The 21,623-nt window shown below is 35.4% G+C and carries 20 protein-coding genes; all 20 read right to left on the bottom strand.

What is annotated here, in order from left to right:
• Positions 1 to 28: 28 nt before the first annotated feature.
• Positions 29 to 1,039 carry a tRNA (adenosine(37)-N6)-threonylcarbamoyltransferase complex transferase subunit TsaD gene (gene tsaD / locus GSA01S_RS00315; RefSeq protein WP_066123487.1) on the bottom strand — a complete coding sequence of 337 codons (1,011 nt, stop codon included), beginning with the start codon at positions 1,037 to 1,039 and terminating at the stop codon, positions 29 to 31.
• Positions 1,023 to 1,502, bottom strand: a complete 480-nt coding sequence (rimI, locus tag GSA01S_RS00310) for a ribosomal protein S18-alanine N-acetyltransferase (protein WP_143739999.1) — start codon at positions 1,500 to 1,502, stop codon at positions 1,023 to 1,025. The genes tsaD and rimI (GSA01S_RS00310) overlap by 17 nt, the downstream gene beginning before the upstream one ends.
• Before the next feature lie 3 nt (positions 1,503 to 1,505).
• Positions 1,506 to 2,084 (bottom strand): ribosomal protein S18-alanine N-acetyltransferase, encoded by a 579-nt coding sequence (rimI, locus tag GSA01S_RS00305; protein WP_066123480.1) that lies wholly within the window; start codon positions 2,082 to 2,084, stop codon positions 1,506 to 1,508.
• Entirely contained in the window at positions 2,053 to 2,802 is a 750-nt protein-coding gene (gene tsaB / locus GSA01S_RS00300) for a tRNA (adenosine(37)-N6)-threonylcarbamoyltransferase complex dimerization subunit type 1 TsaB (protein ID WP_066123477.1), read from the bottom strand. The genes rimI (GSA01S_RS00305) and tsaB overlap by 32 nt, the downstream gene beginning before the upstream one ends.
• A 197-nt stretch (positions 2,803 to 2,999) precedes the next feature.
• On the bottom strand, positions 3,000 to 3,839 hold the full coding sequence (yycI, locus tag GSA01S_RS00295; RefSeq protein ID WP_066123474.1) for a two-component system regulatory protein YycI: 840 nt from the start codon (positions 3,837 to 3,839) through the stop codon (positions 3,000 to 3,002).
• Positions 3,840 to 3,849: 10 nt separating this feature from the next.
• The gene (gene yycH, locus GSA01S_RS00290; RefSeq protein ID WP_066123469.1) at positions 3,850 to 5,262 is read right to left on the bottom strand and encodes a two-component system activity regulator YycH; all 1,413 of its coding nucleotides are present in this window, start codon (positions 5,260 to 5,262) and stop codon (positions 3,850 to 3,852) included.
• Positions 5,259 to 7,115, bottom strand: a complete 1,857-nt coding sequence (walK, locus tag GSA01S_RS00285) for a cell wall metabolism sensor histidine kinase WalK (RefSeq protein ID WP_066123465.1) — start codon at positions 7,113 to 7,115, stop codon at positions 5,259 to 5,261. Before walK ends, yycH begins: the two co-directional genes overlap by 4 nt.
• A gap of 4 nt (positions 7,116 to 7,119) precedes the next feature.
• On the bottom strand, positions 7,120 to 7,833 hold the full coding sequence (gene yycF, locus GSA01S_RS00280) for a response regulator YycF (RefSeq protein ID WP_174519388.1): 714 nt from the start codon (positions 7,831 to 7,833) through the stop codon (positions 7,120 to 7,122).
• 259 nt (positions 7,834 to 8,092) lie between these two features.
• Positions 8,093 to 9,472, bottom strand: coding sequence for a L,D-transpeptidase family protein (locus GSA01S_RS00275; RefSeq protein WP_066123459.1), 1,380 nt, complete (start codon positions 9,470 to 9,472; stop codon positions 8,093 to 8,095).
• A 92-nt stretch (positions 9,473 to 9,564) separates the two neighbouring features.
• Positions 9,565 to 10,386, bottom strand: coding sequence for a Cof-type HAD-IIB family hydrolase (locus tag GSA01S_RS00270; RefSeq protein WP_066123456.1), 822 nt, complete (start codon positions 10,384 to 10,386; stop codon positions 9,565 to 9,567).
• Entirely contained in the window at positions 10,386 to 11,060 is a 675-nt protein-coding gene (locus GSA01S_RS00265; protein WP_066123453.1) for an O-methyltransferase, read from the bottom strand. Before GSA01S_RS00265 ends, GSA01S_RS00270 begins: the two co-directional genes overlap by 1 nt.
• 236 nt (positions 11,061 to 11,296) lie before the next feature.
• Entirely contained in the window at positions 11,297 to 11,755 is a 459-nt protein-coding gene (locus GSA01S_RS00260; RefSeq protein WP_066123450.1) for an aminoacyl-tRNA deacylase, read from the bottom strand.
• Between the two features lie 2 nt (positions 11,756 to 11,757).
• The gene (rho, locus tag GSA01S_RS00255; RefSeq protein WP_101813956.1) at positions 11,758 to 13,026 is read right to left on the bottom strand and encodes a transcription termination factor Rho; all 1,269 of its coding nucleotides are present in this window, start codon (positions 13,024 to 13,026) and stop codon (positions 11,758 to 11,760) included.
• A gap of 46 nt (positions 13,027 to 13,072) precedes the next feature.
• A complete protein-coding gene (murA, locus tag GSA01S_RS00250) occupies positions 13,073 to 14,329 on the bottom strand; it encodes a UDP-N-acetylglucosamine 1-carboxyvinyltransferase (RefSeq protein WP_066123445.1) in 1,257 nt (418 codons plus the stop codon).
• 16 nt (positions 14,330 to 14,345) lie between these two features.
• Complete coding sequence (locus GSA01S_RS00245) at positions 14,346 to 15,179, bottom strand: hypothetical protein (RefSeq protein WP_066123442.1); 834 nt, start codon at positions 15,177 to 15,179, stop codon at positions 14,346 to 14,348.
• 164 nt (positions 15,180 to 15,343) lie between these two features.
• Complete coding sequence (locus GSA01S_RS00240; protein WP_066123440.1) at positions 15,344 to 16,168, bottom strand: metal ABC transporter permease; 825 nt, start codon at positions 16,166 to 16,168, stop codon at positions 15,344 to 15,346.
• Positions 16,126 to 16,824 (bottom strand): metal ABC transporter ATP-binding protein, encoded by a 699-nt coding sequence (locus tag GSA01S_RS00235; RefSeq protein ID WP_066123438.1) that lies wholly within the window; start codon positions 16,822 to 16,824, stop codon positions 16,126 to 16,128. Before GSA01S_RS00235 ends, GSA01S_RS00240 begins: the two co-directional genes overlap by 43 nt.
• Positions 16,825 to 17,208: 384 nt before the next feature.
• Entirely contained in the window at positions 17,209 to 18,342 is a 1,134-nt protein-coding gene (locus tag GSA01S_RS00230; RefSeq protein ID WP_066123436.1) for a hypothetical protein, read from the bottom strand.
• Between the two features lie 148 nt (positions 18,343 to 18,490).
• Positions 18,491 to 19,885 carry a sugar transferase gene (locus GSA01S_RS00225; RefSeq protein WP_066123433.1) on the bottom strand — a complete coding sequence of 465 codons (1,395 nt, stop codon included), beginning with the start codon at positions 19,883 to 19,885 and terminating at the stop codon, positions 18,491 to 18,493.
• 166 nt (positions 19,886 to 20,051) lie between these two features.
• Positions 20,052 to 21,446: a hemolysin family protein gene (locus tag GSA01S_RS00220; RefSeq protein ID WP_066123430.1), complete on the bottom strand. Its 1,395-nt coding sequence runs from the start codon at positions 21,444 to 21,446 to the stop codon at positions 20,052 to 20,054.
• Between the last annotated feature and the right edge of the window lie 177 nt (positions 21,447 to 21,623).

Here is a 21,623-nt window from a genome sequence, read left to right as displayed (position 1 = left end):
ATTTTATTTGTTTCAGAGTTTCATTATTTTATGATAAATCTAAACTGGGTTGAGCATTGAAATCTAAACTACCCATTTGTTGTTGTAGATACATTTGATAAGCAGCAGCCCCAATCATTGCCGCATTGTCACCACACAAAGGTAATGAAGGAATCAATACTTCGATTGGATCTAAGGTTGCAACTAATTCTTTTCTTAATCCGGAATTAGCTGCCACCCCACCAGCTAAGACAAATTGTTTAACTGAAGGATATTTCGTCACTGCTTTCGCCGCTTTAGTCGTTAGAACTTCAATAACTGCTGTTTGGAAACTAGTCGCTAAATCTTCTTTCACAAATGTCTCGCCACGTTGTTGAGCATTATGAACGAGATTCATAATAGCACTTTTCATGCCACTAAAACTAAAATCAAGATTATCTTCATGAATCATTGCTCTGGGGACTGGATAGGTTGCGTGTCCTGTTTGTGCTAATTGATCTAAGTATTTTCCAGCTGGATAAGGTAAATCTAATATCCGCCCTACTTTATCATAAGCTTCTCCAACCGCATCATCTTGTGTCTCGCCAATAACTTCAAACTGGTTATGGTTTTCCATGTAAACGAGCTCAGTATGACCGCCACTTGCGATTAAGGCTAATAATGGGAATTGTAATTGATTTTCTAATTGACATGCATAAATATGCCCTGCCAAATGGTTAACTTCAATTAATGGTTTATCATGAACGAAGGCTAATGTTTTAGCAGCAGTAATGCCTATCAATAAAGCCCCAACTAGTCCTGGACCTTTGGTGACGGCAATCGCATCAATCTCATCTATTGACACTTGTGCTTTTTTTAGTGCCAGTTGATAAATTTGAGTGATTTGTTCAACATGATGACGACTGGCTACTTCTGGTACGACACCACCAAATCGCATATGTGATTTAATTTGCGAAGCCACAATATTGCTGCGTATAATCGAACCATTTTCAATGACGGCAACACTTGTTTCGTCACAGCTTGACTCAAATGCTAAAATGAGATTATTCTTTTGACTCATCTTGATCTCCTTTCGTCAAATTTTTTTGGAAAATATAAGCATCCTCCATGGGATTTTGATAATAATTCTTGCGCTTAATTAATAAATCGAAGCCGGTTTTCTGATATAAATGAATTGCTGAATGATTACTCGCTCGTACTTCTAAAAAGATATTTTTTATTTGACGCTGACTTAATTGGTTTAATACAAAGACGAGTAATTCCGTTGCTAACCCTTGTTGTCGAAAGGTCTTATCAATGTAGACAATATTGATCGACGCTTCATCTAAAATATGATGCAATGCGACATAACCTAATAATTTGTCTTGATTAACCAAACAATAATATTCACTATGTTCATTATTAAAATCCGTTAACGTTTGGGCTTCATTCCACCCAAAATGTCGATTAGCTTCGATAATTTGTTCCTTAAATGGCGACATCATTAGTTTTCCTTTTATCGGTACAACATGGTACTCTATCAATCCTTATTCCTTCTCTCTACGACTCATAATTAAAGCCGTTTCGTGATTATTGTAATAATAGTTTTCCCTTTGATCAATGACTTGAAAACCCATTTTTTGATATAATTTTTGAGCACGTTGATTACTTTCTCGTACTTCCAAAGTGATTTGCTTTGTTTTAAATTGTTTAGCGATAGATAGCCATTCACTCACTAACCACTGACCTAACCCTTTTGATTGGTATCTTGGCAGCACCATCAACTGACTGATATGTGAATCTCGATACAGTACTCTACCAGTGATTACGCCCACTAACTTTCCTTCCAATTCAATCACTAAATACAAGGCATAAGGATTTTTGCGCCAATCATTTAAAAAATCAGCTTTACGCCAGGCTAAATAACCGTCGTAAGTTTGTTTTTCAATTTGTTCAAAAAAATCGAGATCCGATTGGTGACACAGTCGTAATACAAAGCCCTCGGGATGGGTTTTTGCTTGCCAATCCAGTTGTTCCATTATCTTGGGCATGGTAGGCGTCACTAAGTTTTTGCCTGATAGTCGTGTTTTGAATTTAGTTAATTGTTGTATCAACCAATGTATCATAACCGTCTACCTGCTCTTTTTTTTCTAACCATTCTCGCTCAGCTAAAGTCAACTGAGCATAATTTGGAGATAATAAATCAATATCTGCAATAGGCTCTTTTATTAAACGCACTGAACGTTCCATACGTGGTAAAGCCGACACATCGTCAACCCAGCGATAATTTAAATTAGGCAACACCTCTTTGACTAGCGGTTCAAAATTTGCGATTTGATGACCTACGAAAACAATCTCATCATACTGACTTAAAATAGACGCATTGTTTTTTAACCACAATCGCCAATCACTATGACTATCTTCAAGAATAGTGTTATGATTGCCCGTCATATCTATTTGGTAAATAGCAGTATAACAACTCTCTCGACGAGCATCCACAATTGGCACAATGGCTACTTTCTTGTCGGACGGCTCAACGCTTAAAGCCATTACAGCTAGACTCGAAACAGGATAAACGGGTATATTTTGACTAACTGCCCACATTTTAGCTGCTGTAACACCTATTCTTAAGCCTGTATAAGACCCCGGTCCCATTCCAATAATAATGCCATCAATCTCTTTTGCCGTCACTTGATTGCTTGCTAAAAGCTCTTTAATTTTGGGTAATAATAATACGCCATGTTGCATTTGTGATTGATTATTTTCAAATGCTATAATGTTTTGATTGTTAAACAAGGCTAAACTAAGTAAATTTGAAGATGTATCAATGGCTAATAAACGCATATGATCGCCCCTTTCATTTGTCTATCTTATCATAAGCACGCCTATATTTCACTTAATATTTTTTCGTTCATATCGCTCATTTAATAAAAAAACATTGCCAATGCTTTGCACTCTTAACTGCATTTCCTGAAAATACCTGTGTATTTTAGGGTAACAGTCCGTTTGCTTGCATTGACAATGCTACTAAACTTTGTAAACTATCGTTCCATCACTTGACCTTTGATGGCATCCACTAACATTGAACCTGTTTGACCTTCAGAACGTTGATAAACGACATTCCAAACTGGAAGGTAAATATTTATCTCGTCCCATTCTTTATATTTGATATAAGATAAAGTCACATGAATAATGGTTGAATTAGACGGCAAGTTCGTCTGAATACGCGTATCGAGTACTTCAATTGCTTCACGTGCTGTGATTAATTTATAAGGTTTATCCTCATCTAAAGTCACAAAATTATGCTGATACGTTTGAGTGTAGGACGCAATATTATAGTTTTCATCTAATTGTAATTTAATCTCAGCACTCCCATCTACAATGGGGGTATTATTAATAGCTGTCATCCAAAAAACAATGGTTCGATTGGTTGGTAAATACCAATATTGCGTATAAGCCCCACCTTCAATAAATAACTCATCATTCAATAAATATTGATCACGAATAAATTTTGCCACTTCGCTTGGTAAAGTGCTTGTTTCAGGCGTTATTTGCCCTTCCATATTTAACGGTTCATCAAAAGTAGCTGTTAATACATTTTCGTCTGAAAAATTCACTTGCTGATGGGTTAATTGATTCAATCCATCACGTAATACGCTATTCTCTTCAGTTTTAATTAAGGTGCCCTCAACTTCTTCTTCATTTAGTGGTGACAACAAAGTGATATCACGAGCTTGAAGTCTCTGTTCAATGCTTTGTTGCTGAAAATCACTTTGACGAATGGTAGTAGATTGAACTTGTTGATAGACTCTAAACCCTAGATAAATATCAAAGATTAAAAAAAACAAGGTTAACATTAACATAATTCGTTTAAAATCCATTGTTTGTCACCTACCTTCTTGTAAAATAGTGACGACTATCACTAATATTCCCCATGGCTTCGAGCTCACCTTCACGAATTTGATCAATTGAATAATAAACATTATTGATTTCAAAAAACCATTTAGGAACAAAGTTCACTTTTTGAAATTCAGACATATTATCTTGCCATTCATAGCCAATCACTACATTGGTAAAATCACTAACAGAATATCCCGCCATATTCAATTCATATGTCAATTCATCCACACTCATCAATTCATATGATCTACTTTGATCGGCGACATGCGCTTCCAAGTAAACCATCGGTAATGCTAAGCGCGTAATAGAAGTAGTCAAATTACCACCACGGAAATAAACACGACTACTAGCATAATGATTAACCGTCGAACTAGAAAAGGTAGGATAACCATCAAGATAACGTTGATAGACAATGGTTGTGCCATTTGACTGGGTTCCAATACGTATCCCGTTTTTCCAATATTCAAACTGACGCATTTGACTATAACTTTGCTCAATTCGTTGTCTATATGTTTTAGCTTCAAACTGATTGGTATTTTTGTAATTAATTCCAAGCATTTGAGCAAAAGGATTAATCTGAAGCTCCATATTTGAGTTGTAATACATAATGGTCCCACTGCTACTGTCTTCATTGGTAGAAACAGAACGCCATGAACGGACATTTCCAAATAAAGAATCAATCACATTAGTTTCAGGAACTAAATTTAAAGTATAAAGTTGACTTGGCATCGTCATGGTTTTTAACGGTAAATAAACATGATTGCCATTACTTAAATTATAGCGTTCAGCAACAATCCATTTCCCTTTTGAAACTCGCGCTATTTTAAAATAATCGTCCGTTGTGTTCCCTTCTGGCAATTTAGCCTTCATATAAACTTGTTCAAAAGTATTTAATAAGTAGGCGGTATTCTTTTCGTTTTTAGGAAAAATAATACGGTTAAATTCAAATTCCGTTTCTTCACTTTCATTTTTAATAAAATTATCCGATAGTTCAAATGGTAAGGCTGTTGAAAATTCAAACTCGACTCTTTCCTGTGATATTAATTCGATATATTGCTCTTCTGGAGGTACCACGATTTTCTCAACTAAGGAGATACGCTTTTGACTTAAACTCGATGCCAGTGAACGTAATCCCGAATAATCATTCAATAAATAGGCATTATCGCCTTCAGAAATAATCACATTGGTCGGATAGATGATTTCTGCTAATTTTACATTAGCCAATTGATAGTAGTCAGAAACTTTATTATTACTATCCATTTGAATATTGACTTGTGCTGTTTCCTGATTAGAGGAGAAACGGGATAATAAAGCATTATTATCAAAAATCAAAATATAACTTAGTAACAAACTCACCACAATTGAGAGCGTTAAAAAGAATGTTTGAAAGGAAAATTTTCTCACGCTTCATCCCACCCTTCTTCATCCGAAAACTCTAGTTCAAATGGCTCATATGGTAATTCTACAAAGAAAGTTGAACCATGATTTTCTTTACTTTCAACCCAAATTTTACCTCCATGCAACTCTATCACTTCTTTAGAGATGGCTAAACCTAGACCGGTTCCCCCTTGGTCTCTTGAACGAGCTTTATCCACTCGATAAAAACGTTCAAACAGATGTGGTAAATCTTTTTGTGGAATGCCTAATCCTTCATCGGTAATACTTAACACAACCGTATGAGGATTATCAACAATTTTAACAATTACTTCCCCACCATCAGGAGAATATTTAATCGCATTGCTCATAATATTATCAATGACCTGTGTCATGCGATCTTGATCAATTTCTAAATATATTTCTCTTGGCGTAAATTGACGTTTAATCGTATATTTTTTCTCCTGTGAATCCAAAGTAAATTCAAAACGATCAACAATATGGTTGACAATCCGTTTAAAGTCAATTAATTCCATTTGAGGCTTAATTTGACCTCCATCAATTTTTGATAAATCCAGTAAGTTGCCAATCATCCGAATCATCCGATTCGTCTCTGATTGAATCACTTCAATAAATTGCGGAGCAATATCTTCATCTTGCCAAGCGCCATCTGCCAATGCTTCCGTATAACTTTTAACGCTAGTTAATGGTGTTCGTAATTCATGGGAAACATTCGAAACAAATTCTCTTCTTTCTCGATCTGTTTTCTCCTGCTCAGTCACATCGGTCAAAACACAAACGAGTCCGGTTACAAACCCTGTCTCACGACGTATGATTGAGATTTCTCCCTTAAGGATCGTGTCATCTTCACGCTCAATCATTACTTCTTTTTCTCCAGCAAGCAATTCTTTGATGCGATGCGTTTGCTTAATACCTAATAACTCAATAATTGAAATGCCTAAAGCATCTTGTTGATGAATACTCAATAACTCTAATGCACGTTCATTAATTAGCAAAACATTACCACGACGGTCAGTTCCAATAACACCATCTGTCATATGTCTTAAAATCCCGTCTAAACGCTGGCGTTCGGATTCAATGGATTCTTGTCCATCTTTAACTTTAATAGCCAATTCATTGACGGTATTAGCTAATTCACCCAGTTCATCTTTGCCATTGACGGTGGCTGGATAATTATATATCCCATCAGAAATACGCATCGCTTGTTGTCTAATTTGTTCAATAGGATTGGTAATCGCTTGGGAAAGGAATAATGCAATCACGAAAGCGACCCCAATTGCGACAATTGCGGATTGCACAAAAATAACCATGACAGAACGCGTTTGATTGTAAATATTATTCATACTCGCTTCTACCATTACGACCCCTAATAGTTGATTATTATCTTGAGACATGACAGGACGTATTAATAAATAACTACGGTTATTACGTACATAATCATGATACTCTTGGGCATAAGCTTGTCTTGACGTTATAACAGCTAAAGCATTATCATTATCCACTCTTTGCCCCACCGTATTAGCCAGTCCACTTTGATTAATCGCCCTAACATAGCCTTCATTGTCCAATATTTGAATTTTCGTTGCTTCGTCGGCCGTAAAAGTAGCTAAGGTCTGAGTTAGCTGTAACTCAATAGTAGTCGTCTGGTTAGGATCACCAGACGACTCTAAAATAGGTCTAACATTATTAATTAAAAAATTCGACTGTGTATTCCACGTTTCTTTAAAAGTTGTGACCGATTGTGATTGTAATTGGTCGATAAAAAAGACCCCAATAAACTGAAATGAAATCAGTAAAATAAAAATAAACAACATCGGTATTTTAAAGTAAATGGATTGAAAAAAACTAAATCCTTGCTTCATACAATTAGTCCTGATCCGGATTCTTTAAGAAATATCCTACACCTCTTCGAGTCACGATATATACCGGATGGCTAGGTGCATCTTCAATTTTTTCTCTTAAACGACGAATAGTCACGTCCACCGTACGCACATCCCCAAAATAGTCATATCCCCAAACGGTTTCTAAGAGATGTTCACGCGTCATCACTTGACCAATATGTTTGGCTAAATAATGCAATAATTCAAATTCACGATGAGTCAATTCAATTTCCTCACCACGTTTAGAAATAATATACGCATCTTGATGAACAATTAAATCTCCGACTACGATTTCATTAGCATTACCAGCCGCATTATCACTTTGTTCACGAGCGCTATGACGTCGTAAGTTGGCTTTTACACGTGCTACTAATTCGCGATTAGAGAACGGCTTAGTTACATAATCATCCGCGCCTAATTCTAAGCCTAGAACTTTATCAATTTCGGAATCTTTAGCCGTTAGCATTATAATCGGTACACTACTTTCTTTTCTGATTTCACGGCAAACTTCCAAACCATCAATTTTGGGTAACATCAAATCTAAGACAATCAAATCTGGAGTTTCATCATGAAACTTCTGTAGTGCTTCTTCACCATCATGGGCAACTTTAATTTCAAAGCCTTCCTTCTCTAAATTAAAAACGATGATATCTGATATTGTTTTTTCATCGTCAACAACGAGAACTTTTTTCATTATCATATCCTCCTCGTAGGATTTAAATTTACTACAATTCCTTTAATTGTTCTTTCATTAAAGGGTTTTATCTCTGTCCATTATAACAACAATTCTTTTTTTTATCTAGATACATGAATTTTTACCTCTTGACAAGTGGGTGTATTTTAAAATTTTCCTTTGTAAGCTACTTACCCTTGAGTTTAATGCTATTCTAATAGACTCTAAAATAAAGAAACACGCAACATAGTAGCATATCCATGTCACGTGTTATTTACTTATTTAATTAGAATACAATGACCGGTGTTCCTACTTCCACAGTATTGAAAACTTGTGCCATCACATCAGGTGGCGTGTTAATACAACCTAAAGATCCGGCTGTCAAGTAAGCATCCCCACCAAAAGAAGCTTGCCAGTTTGCATCGTGAATTCCTTGACCGGTGTCATCAAATGGCATCCAATAAGAAACGGGTTGGACATAATCTCTTTGAGTACGGACATTATATCCCTTTAATTCAGTATCCTTTTCTTTATTCCAAACAGCATAAGCACCCGGTACAGTATCTGTTCCGGTTCTACCCGTCACAACTGGTGTCGAAATAACTTGGGTGCCGTCTACGTAAACAAACATCATTTGATTGGCGATATCAACTTCAACATAAGTACTACCAATGTCATTTGTTCCATCTGTTGAATACCCTGACCCTACGATTGCCGGTGTTCTGGTTACTTCTTGACCTTCAGCTAAATCAGCAGCAATTTGTGCCGCTTCTGATTCACTGTCAATCGACCAACCTAAAGTACCCGGTTGCACGGTGACGGTTCCACTTAATGTACTTGCGAACTCACGTGGCTTATTAAATGTTGCATATTTATCATTAAGTGTTGACACATATTCTTGAACTAATGCTTGGTCTACAACAATTTGGTTACCTTGATCGAAATAAATCCATTTAATAATTTCTTCTTTCGGGATCGTAACAGTATCTCCCGCAATTTCTAAATTGATTTTAGTCTCAATATAAGAATTGATTTGATCCATATAAGTAGTGATTTTTTCACTTTCACTGGTTATCTCCGGTTGTAAATAAGCCGTATTCAATTCAACCGTCGTTTGTCCAGACTGTAATCCTTCAACGACCATTTGTTTTACTAAATCTAAATCTAGTTGATTACCTACTGTTTCAGGCTCAACATAATATCCTCTTGCATCCGTGTATTCAATATAAGCATCCGTTGAAGCCGTCCGTTCACTATTGTTTAAACCAATTGTAGCCAAAGCTTCGGTTAAAGCAGCGTCATCAATTTTTACATTATTCATTAATAAATTATCGTATTCCACCGATGAGAAATATCCTGCTAACCATTGTGATGGATCTTGAGCTTGATAAGCAGCGGTTAACACTTCATCGGCATTAATTTGCCCATTTAATTGTGCTAAGGTAAATTTACCTAATTCTTGACCATTTTCAGTTAATGTAATTTCCTTTTTACTTAAATCATCAGATATTTTTTGCTTTGCTTCTTCTAATGTTAAGTTACTAATATCAACCGAGCCAAATGTGGTATTCGCTTGGAACTTCTCAGCATAATAGCCAATTCCAGCCCCATAACCAATTCCCAACAATAAGACTAAAGCGATACTCGTAAAAAGTAGCTTTTTCATATCGTTGCCTCTTTTCTTTCTTGTTTCATTTTAAATAATAGCATAGAAATGTGAAAATATTTTGAATTTTATCGTAAGTATTCAAATATATATTAGAATAACTTACGAAGAGCTGCTGCTACTCCACCTTCATTATTACTCGCCGTTTCATATAAGCAAAGTTCTTTTATCGCCGGCGAAGCATTGCCCATCGCAACCGAATGTTTAACCCATTTTAACATTTCAACATCGTTTTGTTCATCACCTATGGCCATTATTTCAGTTCTAGTAATACCAAGGTCTTCGCTCAAAGCTTTTAACGCTGTCGCTTTATTCGTATCATTTGATAAAAATTCAATAATGATTGGTTGACTACGAACGACATCGAAAGCTGCTTTTATTTCTTGGGTAAGTAACTCATTCCAGGCATCAAGGTCTGCTTTTGGTCCTAAGACCATCATTTTAAAAATACCTTCCACTTGGTCAAAATCTGCTTGAGAAATAAATGTAATAGGCGTTGCCAATGTTTCAGCATCTTTTTGTACAAATTCACTTGGAGTTTGATCACCAATTAAAAAAAGATTTTCTTGATCAAATACTACTAATTGCAATGTATCAAAGCGACTTTCAAAGAAAAATCGCACTAATTTTTGGCGGCTCTCAACGGATTGATAAGTGGCCGCCACGACATCATATCCTGGTAAACGATGTGTCGCCGCACCATTTTGAATGATTGCATACTCATTCTCATGTCCAAAATCAATTTGATCGATAAAGCGTCGGGTTCCTGGTAACGTACGTCCAGTACAAATGACCACTTTAATCCCCTTATCCATAATATGATGAACCGCTTCGATATTAGCGGCGGGAATTTCTTTCGTATCTGTTAAAAAAGTACCATCTAAATCAATTGCCACTAACTTAATATTATCCATTATACTTCCGCTTCCTTTCTAACCATCAATAAGCCATCTCCTAAAGGAACTAAACATGAACGATGTGTTTTATCGGATAAAACGGTATCCAGTAATTCATTTAATTTACGATGAATTTTACGAACACGTTTTGGTATGTCTGCTTCGTCATCTAAAATAGTGCCACCTTGGAAGACATCATCGATAATTAAGACGCCGCCCATTTTTAATAGGCGCATGCATTCAGGATAAAATTCAATATATTTCGCTTTAGCACTGTCCATAAAAATTAAATCATAAGAACCTGCTAAAGTTGGTAACACATCATTCGCATCACCTTCGATTAAAGTAATGCGGTCACTCAATCCAATTTTTTTGAAATTTTCTTTGGCTCTTTCATACATTAATTCATAGCGATCGATGGTTGTTAAATGCCCATCTGCTTGTAAGTGTCTAGCCATTAGACTGCCTGAAAAACCAATCGCTGTTCCGATTTCTAAAATATCTTTTGGTTGAATGGTTGCACAAAAAAAGTCGATAAATTTCGCTGTTTCATGAGGAATCACCGGGATACCTCTTTCGTTTGCATATTTTTCAATTTCACCTAACTTACCTTCAAATGGTAATTGAGCACTTCGCATATAATCAACCAGTTCTTTCATGACTACTGGTCGATGCATCATTTCGTTTAACATTCGTTGCCTCTTTCTTTATTTATTCATCTATATTGTACACTCCCTAGAATAAGATGTAAAATAAGGTTCCGTTTTCAAGACAAAAGAAATTGGGAGTGGATTAGAAGTAGAACATCGATGAATTCTGCCTCCAGGTGACCACCCCCATAATGGGTTTCATTTAATATTAATAAAGGATAGATGATTGATATACAGTATTAGGAGCTAATGCACCGATACTGCCAGTTACTATCTCATCACTTTTCTTTGGCTACTTCAGCCTTTTGCATGTCAATCATTTGATTTAATTGTTCTAAATCTGACACTGCAATTTCAACGGAAAACCCTACTTTACCTGCACTAAATAAAATCGACGTATGATTAGCAATCGATTGGTCAAAAGTCGTATAAAAAGACTTCTTCATGCCAATCGGTGAGCAGCCGCCATGAACATATCCCGTTAAAGGTAAGAGTTCTTTTTCTTTAATCATTTCGATTGACTTCTCATTGACTGCTTTAGCTGCCTTTTTTAAATCTAGTTCATGCGTTACGGGTACGACAAACACATAGTGTGCTTTTGATTTCGCAACCGTCACCAGTGTTTTATAAATTGGTAATTCACTGGCTGCTTTTTTATTAGTAAATTCATGAGGTTGATAAGCTATTTGATGTTGCTCTAACAATCTCATCACATTGGTTTTATGTTGTTTTGACAAATTTAACCCTTCTTACTACTTTTCTTATTGGACGACATCGCGTTTAAAAAAGCTGTCAATTGTTGAAAGGCTACTTCATTATTATCTGTTCTTTCCAGCAATTCAATTACTTGTTGTGTATATTGTAAAACATCTTCACCCATTAAGTTACGTAATTTCCAAATATGTTGTAATTTTTCTTCAGACATTAAAAGTTCTTCTTTACGTGTACCAGAACGCAAGATATCCACCGCAGGAAAAATTCTTCTTTCTGCCCATTGACGCGATAGATGTAATTCCATATTACCGGTCCCTTTAAACTCTTCATAAATAACATCGTCCATTCGGCTACCAGTGTCAACCAATGCGGTTGCTAAGATCGTTAACGATCCACCATTTTCAACATTACGCGCAGCACCAAAGAAGCGTTTAGGTAGATAAAATGCCGCAGGATCTACCCCACCACTCAAAGTTCGACCACTTGGTTTGACTACTAAATTATAAGCTCGCGCCAAGCGAGTAATACTATCCATCAAGATCACGACATCACGTCCATCTTCGACTAAACGCATGGCTCTTTCTAACACGAGTTCACTAATCCGAACATGATTTTCTGGTAATTGATCAAAAGTTGAAGATACTACTTCTCCTTCAACACTGCGTTCAATATCCGTTACTTCTTCAGGTCGTTCATCAATTAAAAGAACAATTAATTCTGTATCTGGATAATTGCTTGTAATCCCATTCGCAATTTCCTTCAAAACGGTTGTTTTACCTGCTTTTGGTGGCGAAACAATAATACCACGTTGCCCAAAACCAATAGGCGCTATAATATCAATCATTCGATTCGCTATCCGTTTAGAACCACTTTCTAATTTTATTTGCTGATCCGGGTAGATGGCCGTTAAACTTGGAAAATGATCGCGATTTTTAGCTTCTTCAGGATTTTTACCATTCACTGAACTTACTTGCATTAAGCCAGGATAACGTTCATTAGATTTTGGTGGACGTGCTGGTCCTGCTACTTTATCTCCATTTCTTAAATCAAAACGTCTTATTTGAGAACTTGAGATATAAATATCTTCTTGACTGGGAGAAAAATTGATAGGTCTAATAAAGCCAAAGCCATCGCCGCCTACAATATCCAAGACCCCTTCAACTTGATAAAAACCTTGTTTTTCTTCTTGTGTACGCATAACTGCGAGTGCAAGTTCTTTCTTACTAAGTTGACTGTAGTTCGGTATCTCTAATTCTTTCGCATAAACATATAACTGCTTTACTTCCGCAGCCATTAATGTTTTTAGTGAAAATGCATCTGACACTATTTTTCCTACTTTCTTAATCTTCAATCATTTGAATATCTGCGCCTAATGCTTGTAGCTTACCAACAATATTGGTATAACCTCTTAAGATATTATCCACTCCTGTGATAATGGTTTCACCTTCTGCTATTAAGCCCGCAATAACTAAACTTGCTCCCGCTCTTAAGTCACTAGCTTTCACTTGAGCGCCAGTTAATTTACTTGGTCCTTCAAGGCGAATCATATCCCCGTCAACGCGAACATTTGCTCCCATACGGTTTAATTCAGGAATGTGTTTGACTCGTGCTGGGTAAATAGTATCCATAATCGTACCATGACCATTGGTAATCGCCATTAACGGTGTAATTGGTTGTTGTAAGTCCGTAGCAAAACCAGGATAAGGTAATGTTTTTAAACTCACCATTTTTAAATCTTTTGAAGGATGAACGTAAATGCTATCTTCAAAAATATCTAATTTTACGCCCATCTCAATTAACTTCGCAATAAAACTTTCTAAATGTTCATAAATAACATTGTTTATTTTAATTCCTTCGCCCATTGCGACTGCTGCCGCCATATAGGTACCTGCTTCAATTCGGTCAGGAATAATGGTATGAGTCACACCATTTAACTCTTCTACTCCATCAATTCGGATTTCACTCGTACCTGCTCCACGAATTTTAGCACCCATTTTATTTAATAAAGTAACCACATCAATAATTTCTGGTTCTCTGGCTGCATTTTCAATAATGGTGCGCCCTTGTGCTCTAACCGAAGCCAAAATAGCATTGATAGTTGCACCCACTGATACAACATCCATATAAATTCGAGCACCATTTAAGCCTTCTGGTGTGGATAAGGTTACGACACCATATTCATCATTAACATCTGCTCCTAAAGAACGAAATGCTTTAATATGTTGATCGATCGGACGTGGTCCTAAAAAACATCCCCCTGGTAATCCAATCACCCCTTCACCAAAACGTGATAAAGTAGCGCCCATAAAATAGTAGGATGCGCGTAAACTTTGAATTTTTCCAGTAGGCATTGGAATTGAAACAATATCAGTCGGGTCTATTTTTAAAACATTATTTTCAAAATGCGTTTTAACGTTAAAATCATTTAAAATTTCTATTAATGAGTGTACATCTTGAATATCTGGAACGCCTTCTAATGTCACTTCAGAATTAGCCATAATAGCAGCTGGAATTAAAGCTACTACACTATTTTTTGCTCCATTGATTGTAATTTCACCTTTTAAAGGTTTTCCTCCATGAATGACTAGCTTTTTCATTGATTGTGCTCCTCTTTTAGTTCTTTTCCTTTGTTTGTTGTAATAGTAAAGTAATTTGTTGTTTTATTTGTTCAATAATGGTTCTTTGTAACGGATGAGTTAGTCCTACTTCATCATATAAATCTAATAACACTTGATGAACTTGCAATGGTGTCCGTTGTATACGATCCACAAAGAATTGTTGATTAACGGTTAATACTTCATGGGCAACTAGATTTCTTAAATACTTTTCAATCTTACGCATCGTAGAGGCCAGTTCAATTAAGTGCTCATTTGATGAATTAGCTTCGATTAATTTCATTAAATGACTAGAACTCACATAGTGGTCATAATTGAAATAGTTCCCGTAATACTTTTTCCAAGTATCAGCAATAATATTAGGATGACTTTCAATTTTATTTTGTGACCATTGAAGCCCTCGATACAGATGTGCACCACTAGTTGTCTCTTTTTTTATTGGTTGAATATATTCCGCAAGATTTGGTAAAAAATCACGTTCAATTGCAATCCGAAAAACATCGACCAATAATGGAGTCAGTCCTCTTAAGTAATCACCGTACTCCTGTCGCTTCAATTGCAAGGTCAGTGTTTGTAAGTAATAATAGGTTTTACGTTCTAATTGGGATGCATCTAAAACACCTTGAAACGGAGTGTTTTGTGCAAGTTTTTTTACATTTTCATTGTCCACTTGTAAAATAGCATTGGCTAACTGGACTAATAATAAAATCTCGTCTTTACCATCAAAAGCCAACTGCTTTATTTCAAGTTCTAACGCTTGAAAATGATCATATTTTAAGAGGGCCAACAATACATCGTGATGATGTCTTTGTTTTTGTGTTATTTCATCCATTTGGATGCCTCCTAATTCGTATTTATTTTAGTTTATCATAAGTCTAAAAACATTCATACTTTTTGATTTTATCAAAAATAATCTTGCTTGTATAGGCTAAAGACAGGCAAAAAGGGGTTAGCAAAAAAGTCTAACCCCTTTTTAATCATTTACACATTAATTGTTTAAGAATGCCCTTTTTTAAAATAAATCCAAATACGATTAAATAACGACACAATGACAAAAGCTGCCACAAACATCAAGGTAATAGAGGCACCCGGAGGTGTATCCCACTGATAAGATAAGGTAATACCTGAGAAAACACCAATAACATTAATAACAATCGCAATGATAATCGTTTTTAAAAATGAATTGGATACTTTAATCGCTGTCGCAGAGGGAATCACGATTAAAGCAGATACTAACAGACTACCTACAATCGGCATCATGATACTAATTGCTACCCCTGTAATCACAGAAAATAGAATTGAAATTAATTTAACAGGCAAACCGGATGTTTGTGCAGTCGCCTCATCAAATGTTAAAACATAGAGTGGGCGTCTAAAAATAGTATATAGTATCACTAACCCAATGGCTAAACCAATTAATAATTTTACTTCTTGATCGGTAATTAAAATAATCGATCCAAATAAGTATTGCTCAATACTAAAAGAAGCGGCATCAGGATTTAAATTGACTAGTACTAAAGCTACTGCCATCCCAGTCGCTGTCATTAAAGCCACCGAAACTTCTGAAAAATCACGATATGCCATTCTTAAATATTCAATCAGAACGGACGCTATCACCACCACAATTAAAGTAGTATAAGTCGGTGCTACTTTAAGCAATAGACCTAACGCTACTCCTGCTAAAGAGATATGGGCCAAGGTATCAGCTAATAAAGACTGACGTCGTAGAATTAATAATAATCCTAGTATGGGCGTAATCAATGAAATAGCGGCACCTGCTAGAAATGCTCTTTGGATGAAGTCATACTGAAACATCTCCATGGTGATGTCCCCTCCCCTCTAATTAATCGTATTTCGCGATCAAAATAACCTTCAATTTCTTTATCAGCATGCGTCACCATCAATATCGCTTTGCCATGCGCTTTACAACTATGTTGTAATAATTGATAAAAAGAGCGTCTCGATTCGACGTCCATTCCGGTCGTCGGTTCATCTAATACAAAAAAATCAGGGTCTGTTGCAAAAACACGCGCCAAATTAATTCTTTGTTTTTGTCCTCCTGATAATTCGCCAACTTTTTTATTAGCTAAATGAGCCATCCCAACTGCATTCAAAGCTTTTTCTACATGTTCTAAATCATTGGCATCTAATTTTTTAAACCAGCGATTTTTACTATAACGTCCTGATTCAACTAACTTTTGAACGGTCGAAGGAAAGCCAGCATTAAAAGCGGCCACATTTTGGGGAACATAGCCAATCGATAATTTTTCACCTTCGGCATTGACATCAGACAATTCAATGGTTCCAGTGGCGGGTTTCAATAAACCTAAAATATTTTTAATTAAAGTGGATTTGGCTGCCCCATTTTCACCGGTTAATATTACGAATTCTCCTGCATCAACATGAAAATTCACATTATGGAGGACTTTTTCTTGATCATAGTAAAAAGATAATTCTTTTACCGTTAATAGTCTCATTGCTTGCTCCTATCTTATATTAATCTTTTTGCGAAAATTTGTAACTATTACTTTTAACAGATATATGATAAGAGTTCTTCTTATGAATGTCAAGAATAATCTTTGATTTAATTCACCATCTAGTAGTAGTATCGATCCATCAATGATGCAGAAATAACGTTCAAACTGATACTACTTTAGATATTGAAGGCTCTTATATTCATTAAACTCAAATACAATTTATGATATCACTCCGGGAGTGGACAAGAAGTAGAAAATAAAACCATGCGTAACCGAAATTACACATGGTCTAATCTTTTTTATTTGGCGAGCTACTTAATAATCATAATTCAAATTAAGTTGCTACCCGATTCGATTTTGCAAACATTATAATAGATTAAAAGATTATTCTGCTGCAGTCGTTTCTTCTACAGTTTCATCTGTCGCAGTTTCTTCTGCTGCAGATTCGTCTGTTGCAGATTCGTCAGTTCCTGATTCAGCATTTTCATCCATTGCTGATTCTTCGGCTGATTCTAAATCTTCACCTAAATCTTCTAATTCATCGGCAGCTTCTTCTGGTGAAGAAGGTTGTTGTACTTCTACTGCTAATGCTTCCTCTGGTACTGTTACTTCTTGCGGAACATTATGCTCACTAAAGTTCAACTCTACATGAACTGAGAAGCTTTGTGGCATTCCACTTTCTGCATTTTCAGCAAGCTCTTCTTCGCCCATGAAGTCTTGCATATTAACTGTTAAATCCATTAGAAGTTTTGAAATGAATTTCGTTTCTTTATTGTATGAAACTTCAATAACAGGTTTCATTTGTAAGAATTTTGCTAATGATTCACTATTGAACGATTTATCTAATTGAGCACGTGATTCTTCGTCAAGTGCTTCACCAGATTGTTCCTCCATATTAGCAATCGTATCTTCTTTAACTTTCTCTAAGTCAACTAATGCATCCATATCATTCCACATTTCTTCTGCATTAATGTCTTGTTTTAATGTATAAACATAATCGGTGTCTGTTTCGGTTACGTCCATATATTTGCTAGTAAACTCTGTTGTTTTTTGTGGGTCTACATTACTTGATTGGCTATAAGCATCTTGGAAACTCTTAATCATATCGGCTTCTAATGTTGTGAAATCATAAGCAGTCCAATTAATTCCAGATCCTGCTTCACCTTCCATTGTTCCGATATAAGCAGTACTATTTTGATAAAATGCTTTTAGACCAATTTCTTGTCCACCTAAAAACAGACTTGAAACATTTCCTTCAAAACTACCTTGTAAAGGAATACCATTAAAGGTACCGTTAAAATTTAATTGCCCCATATCAGCTGTTTGATTATCAGAAACTGCCGATACTTTAATAAAGCCATCCCATTTTACAGATTCAAAGTGTTTATTAGCTTCTTGAATTTCAGTTAAAACATTTTCATCAATTGTTGTTTGCGCCATAGTTGTTGTAGCAACTGGCCCAGTGAATAATAACGTCGAAGCGGCTAATGCAAAAAAATTCTTCATTGTTTTCTTCATCTTAAATTCCTCCTTAGAAATTCTAACCTAAGTATAGCATAAGTTTTTTGCTATCTTCTACTAATAACACTTGAGATACTATGATTATTCACTAAAAACAGCAAAAAAGCGCTGATATATCAAGGTATCAGCGCTATTTCTTAAATCTTTATTCAATAATTTGGATTTTTTCCTGGTAATCTTGCCAACTTGGTGGTATCATCGCTTCTTCTTCATCGACACCTTTAGCACTTACTTTATCAAATAAAATTTTGATTGTTTGAAATAACAATTTAAAATCGAATGCTAATGAATAATTTTTGATATAAAGTAAATCAAAGTTCAGTTTATTATTGAAGTCTGTACTGTACTTACCGTAGACTTGTGCATACCCTGTAATTCCTGCTCGTACATGATGACGTAGAGCATAGTAAGGGTTAGCCTCTTTAAATTGGTCTACAAAGAATGGTCGTTCAGGACGAGGGCCAACTAAAGACATATCGCCTTTTAAAACATTTAATAATTGTGGTAATTCATCAATTCGCGTACTGCGAATAAATTGTCCCACTTTTGTCACACGACTATCATTCGATGTTGCTAAAACAGGGCCTGAATCTTTTTCAGCCGCTGCATTCATCGAACGGAATTTTAAAATATTAAACGTTCGGTGATCCATTGTGATACGTTCTTGCTTGTAAAATATTGGTCCCGGTGAATCTAGTTTGATTGCAATCATCGTAATCAACATAATCGGCGCTGTCACAGCAATTAACACTAAGGAAACAGCAATATCAATCATCCGCTTTACAAATGCTTCTTCAGCCGGTATGGTAAACGGTGAAACTTCGATGATACTTTCATCTTCAAAATTCATAATATTAGGATTAACCATCATTAAGTTCTCAAATTCAGTACTAATAAATAATTGTTTATTTTCTTTCATTAAGTACTCAAAAATTTTTAAGCGTTCTTTTTCATCAATATGTCCCGTTACATATACAATATCGACTTCATCAGCTAATCTTTTTACATTTTGATAATAATTAGATAAAGCTACATGGGTTACTTTATGACGAGGACTATCCATTAAATCAAAATTATGAACCGCTTCTAAAACCCGTTCATTCTTCCCTACTATTAGAATTCTTTTTTGTCCTCTTAACTTATGATATAACAAATAGACACCGTAGTTATAAAGAAACATCACAATCGAACCGATTAATAAGTTCCATAAAACAACGGAACGAGGAAAAGTTAACCAACTTCCTGCATAAGTCAAGGCCATTAAATAAACAGTTAACATAATTTGACTTAAAATTGTAAAAAATAATATGTCAATTTTGGATTTATTATAAAATATATAGGTACCAAATAATATATTAATGATGATAAAACCGATAACAATCCAAGGATAACTGCTTTCAAATGCTAAAAAGTTACGCGCAGGAATTTTCCCCATGAATTTAATATAAAAGGAAATGTAGATAGCGATTAGGCTTACTAAAGAACCCACCGTTACCGCACCAAATTTGATTAGCGTATTCCATTCATAGCGGCTTTTCATAAAATCATCCTTTCTTTCTTTTTCTATCTGTCTTATTATAACGATATTAGATAAAATTATCTAGTAGTTGTTATTTTAATCAAAAAAGCTGAGTTATTGCTATATCTTCCATCATTCATCTAGACAAATAATGAAAGTTTATAGAATAACTCAACTATACAAGTGATTAATCCGTCAACTCTTCTAATACCTCTTTCATTGGAACATACGCTTCCGTTTCTTCATCATATAAATTATAAAGCGTTTCTACGGTAAGATCTGGATCTAATTGCACTAGTACACCACGAATACGACCATTTTCAACATGACTTGTCGTTAATACGTACTCATTAGCACGTACTGAAACTTTTTCATCATCTTCTGGCACATAACCAATTTCATAAATAATCGAACCGGCAATTGTGTCCACTTCTTCATCACTTAAACTTTGATTAAAGTAATTATTAAATTTATCAATCGATAAGCCACCATTAATATAATAATTTTGGTCATCTATTTTGCGGATATCTCCAGCATTCCCCATATCGGTCTCGTCTTCAATTTCTCCAACGATTTCTTCTAGTAAATCCTCTAAGGTCACAATTCCTTCGACTCCTCCATATTCGTCTCGTAAAATAGCCATATGGGTTTGTTCACGTTTAAATTCAACAAGTAAATCATCAATATAAATCGTTGACGGAACGAATAGTGGTTCGCTGGCGATCTCTCTAAATTCAATATTATCAAAACCGACTTCACGGGCTGCCTTCATCACATTTTTCATATGAATAACTCCGATAACATTATCCTTTTCAGTTTCGTATAATGGAATACGGGAGAACGGACTAGATAATAAAGTGTTTAAAATATCTTCTTTAGAATCTTCAATATCTACCATTTGTGTATCGGTTCTAGGCACCATTACTTCACGGGCTAACTTACTATCTAAAGATAAGACACCTTCTAACATCGTCAATTCAGTAGCATCTATCGTTCCTTCTAAACGACTTTCGGCCAAGATTGCTCGCATCTCATCTCGCGTATATTTTTCTTCTTCTTTTGAAAAATCAATCGGTGTCACGCTTCTAAGTAATCCTGTTGAAGCAGACAATAAGCTTACAAATGGTTTAAATACTGTTTGAACGAATTGAATGGTCCCTGCGGTCCACATCGCAATTTTCTCGGGCATTTGCAGCGCCACTTGTTTTGGAAATAGTTCTCCAAAGACTAATGTAATATAAGATAAAAGTATCGTCACTAAAACAATTGCCAGTGTATTAACACCCGGAAATTGCGGTATCCACTGAGCAATATATTTAGCAAAACTTGTCGCAGCCGAAGCAGATGATAAGAATCCTGCTAAGGTAATTGCTACTTGTATCGTCGCTAAAAAATCTTCTGATTTATCTAATAATGCTTGCACTTTAACTGCACGTTTGTTACCTTCTTCAACTAAATTATCGATTTTTTTACGATTCAATGAAACAAAAGCCATTTCACTAGCGGCAAAAAATGCGTTTATTGCAGTCAGTATCAGAATAGTTAATATCTGACTAAATAATGAATTCCCCGAGGGGTCCATATTTGTTCTCTCCTTTGTGTATTAAAATATATAATATAAAACAATAATAATCTTTTTTTATTGAAAAATCAATTTTTTTAAAGAGAGTGGATATTAAAAATAAAATGTTATGATATTCGTTTCAATTACCCACTCTAACAGTGTTTGATAGATACCAAATTTGTCTTTAAAAGATGT

This window comes from Globicatella sanguinis NBRC 15551, assembly GCF_001552295.1.
Taxonomy (GTDB): domain Bacteria; phylum Bacillota; class Bacilli; order Lactobacillales; family Aerococcaceae; genus Globicatella; species Globicatella sanguinis.
This window is presented reverse-complemented; position numbering and strand designations above follow the sequence as displayed.

Coding starts and splice junctions, on each gene's coding strand:
- tsaD (WP_066123487.1), bottom strand. CDS start 1,039: ATGAGTCAAAAGAATAATCTCATTTTAGCATTTGAGTCAAGCTGTGAC.
- rimI (WP_066123480.1), bottom strand. CDS start 2,084: ATGATACATTGGTTGATACAACAATTAACTAAATTCAAAACACGACTA.
- GSA01S_RS00245 (WP_066123442.1), bottom strand. CDS start 15,179: ATGGATGAAATAACACAAAAACAAAGACATCATCACGATGTATTGTTG.
- rho (WP_101813956.1), bottom strand. CDS start 13,026: ATGGCTGCGGAAGTAAAGCAGTTATATGTTTATGCGAAAGAATTAGAG.
- GSA01S_RS00265 (WP_066123453.1), bottom strand. CDS start 11,060: ATGTTAAACGAAATGATGCATCGACCAGTAGTCATGAAAGAACTGGTT.
- yycI (WP_066123474.1), bottom strand. CDS start 3,839: ATGGATTTTAAACGAATTATGTTAATGTTAACCTTGTTTTTTTTAATC.
- GSA01S_RS00230 (WP_066123436.1), bottom strand. CDS start 18,342: ATGAAGAAAACAATGAAGAATTTTTTTGCATTAGCCGCTTCGACGTTA.
- tsaB (WP_066123477.1), bottom strand. CDS start 2,802: ATGCGTTTATTAGCCATTGATACATCTTCAAATTTACTTAGTTTAGCC.
- GSA01S_RS00235 (WP_066123438.1), bottom strand. CDS start 16,824: ATGAGACTATTAACGGTAAAAGAATTATCTTTTTACTATGATCAAGAA.
- GSA01S_RS00275 (WP_066123459.1), bottom strand. CDS start 9,472: ATGAAAAAGCTACTTTTTACGAGTATCGCTTTAGTCTTATTGTTGGGA.
- GSA01S_RS00220 (WP_066123430.1), bottom strand. CDS start 21,446: ATGGACCCCTCGGGGAATTCATTATTTAGTCAGATATTAACTATTCTG.
- walK (WP_066123465.1), bottom strand. CDS start 7,115: ATGAAGCAAGGATTTAGTTTTTTTCAATCCATTTACTTTAAAATACCG.
- GSA01S_RS00270 (WP_066123456.1), bottom strand. CDS start 10,386: ATGGATAATATTAAGTTAGTGGCAATTGATTTAGATGGTACTTTTTTA.
- yycF (WP_174519388.1), bottom strand. CDS start 7,833: ATGATAATGAAAAAAGTTCTCGTTGTTGACGATGAAAAAACAATATCA.
- GSA01S_RS00225 (WP_066123433.1), bottom strand. CDS start 19,885: ATGAAAAGCCGCTATGAATGGAATACGCTAATCAAATTTGGTGCGGTA.
- GSA01S_RS00240 (WP_066123440.1), bottom strand. CDS start 16,168: ATGGAGATGTTTCAGTATGACTTCATCCAAAGAGCATTTCTAGCAGGT.
- murA (WP_066123445.1), bottom strand. CDS start 14,329: ATGAAAAAGCTAGTCATTCATGGAGGAAAACCTTTAAAAGGTGAAATT.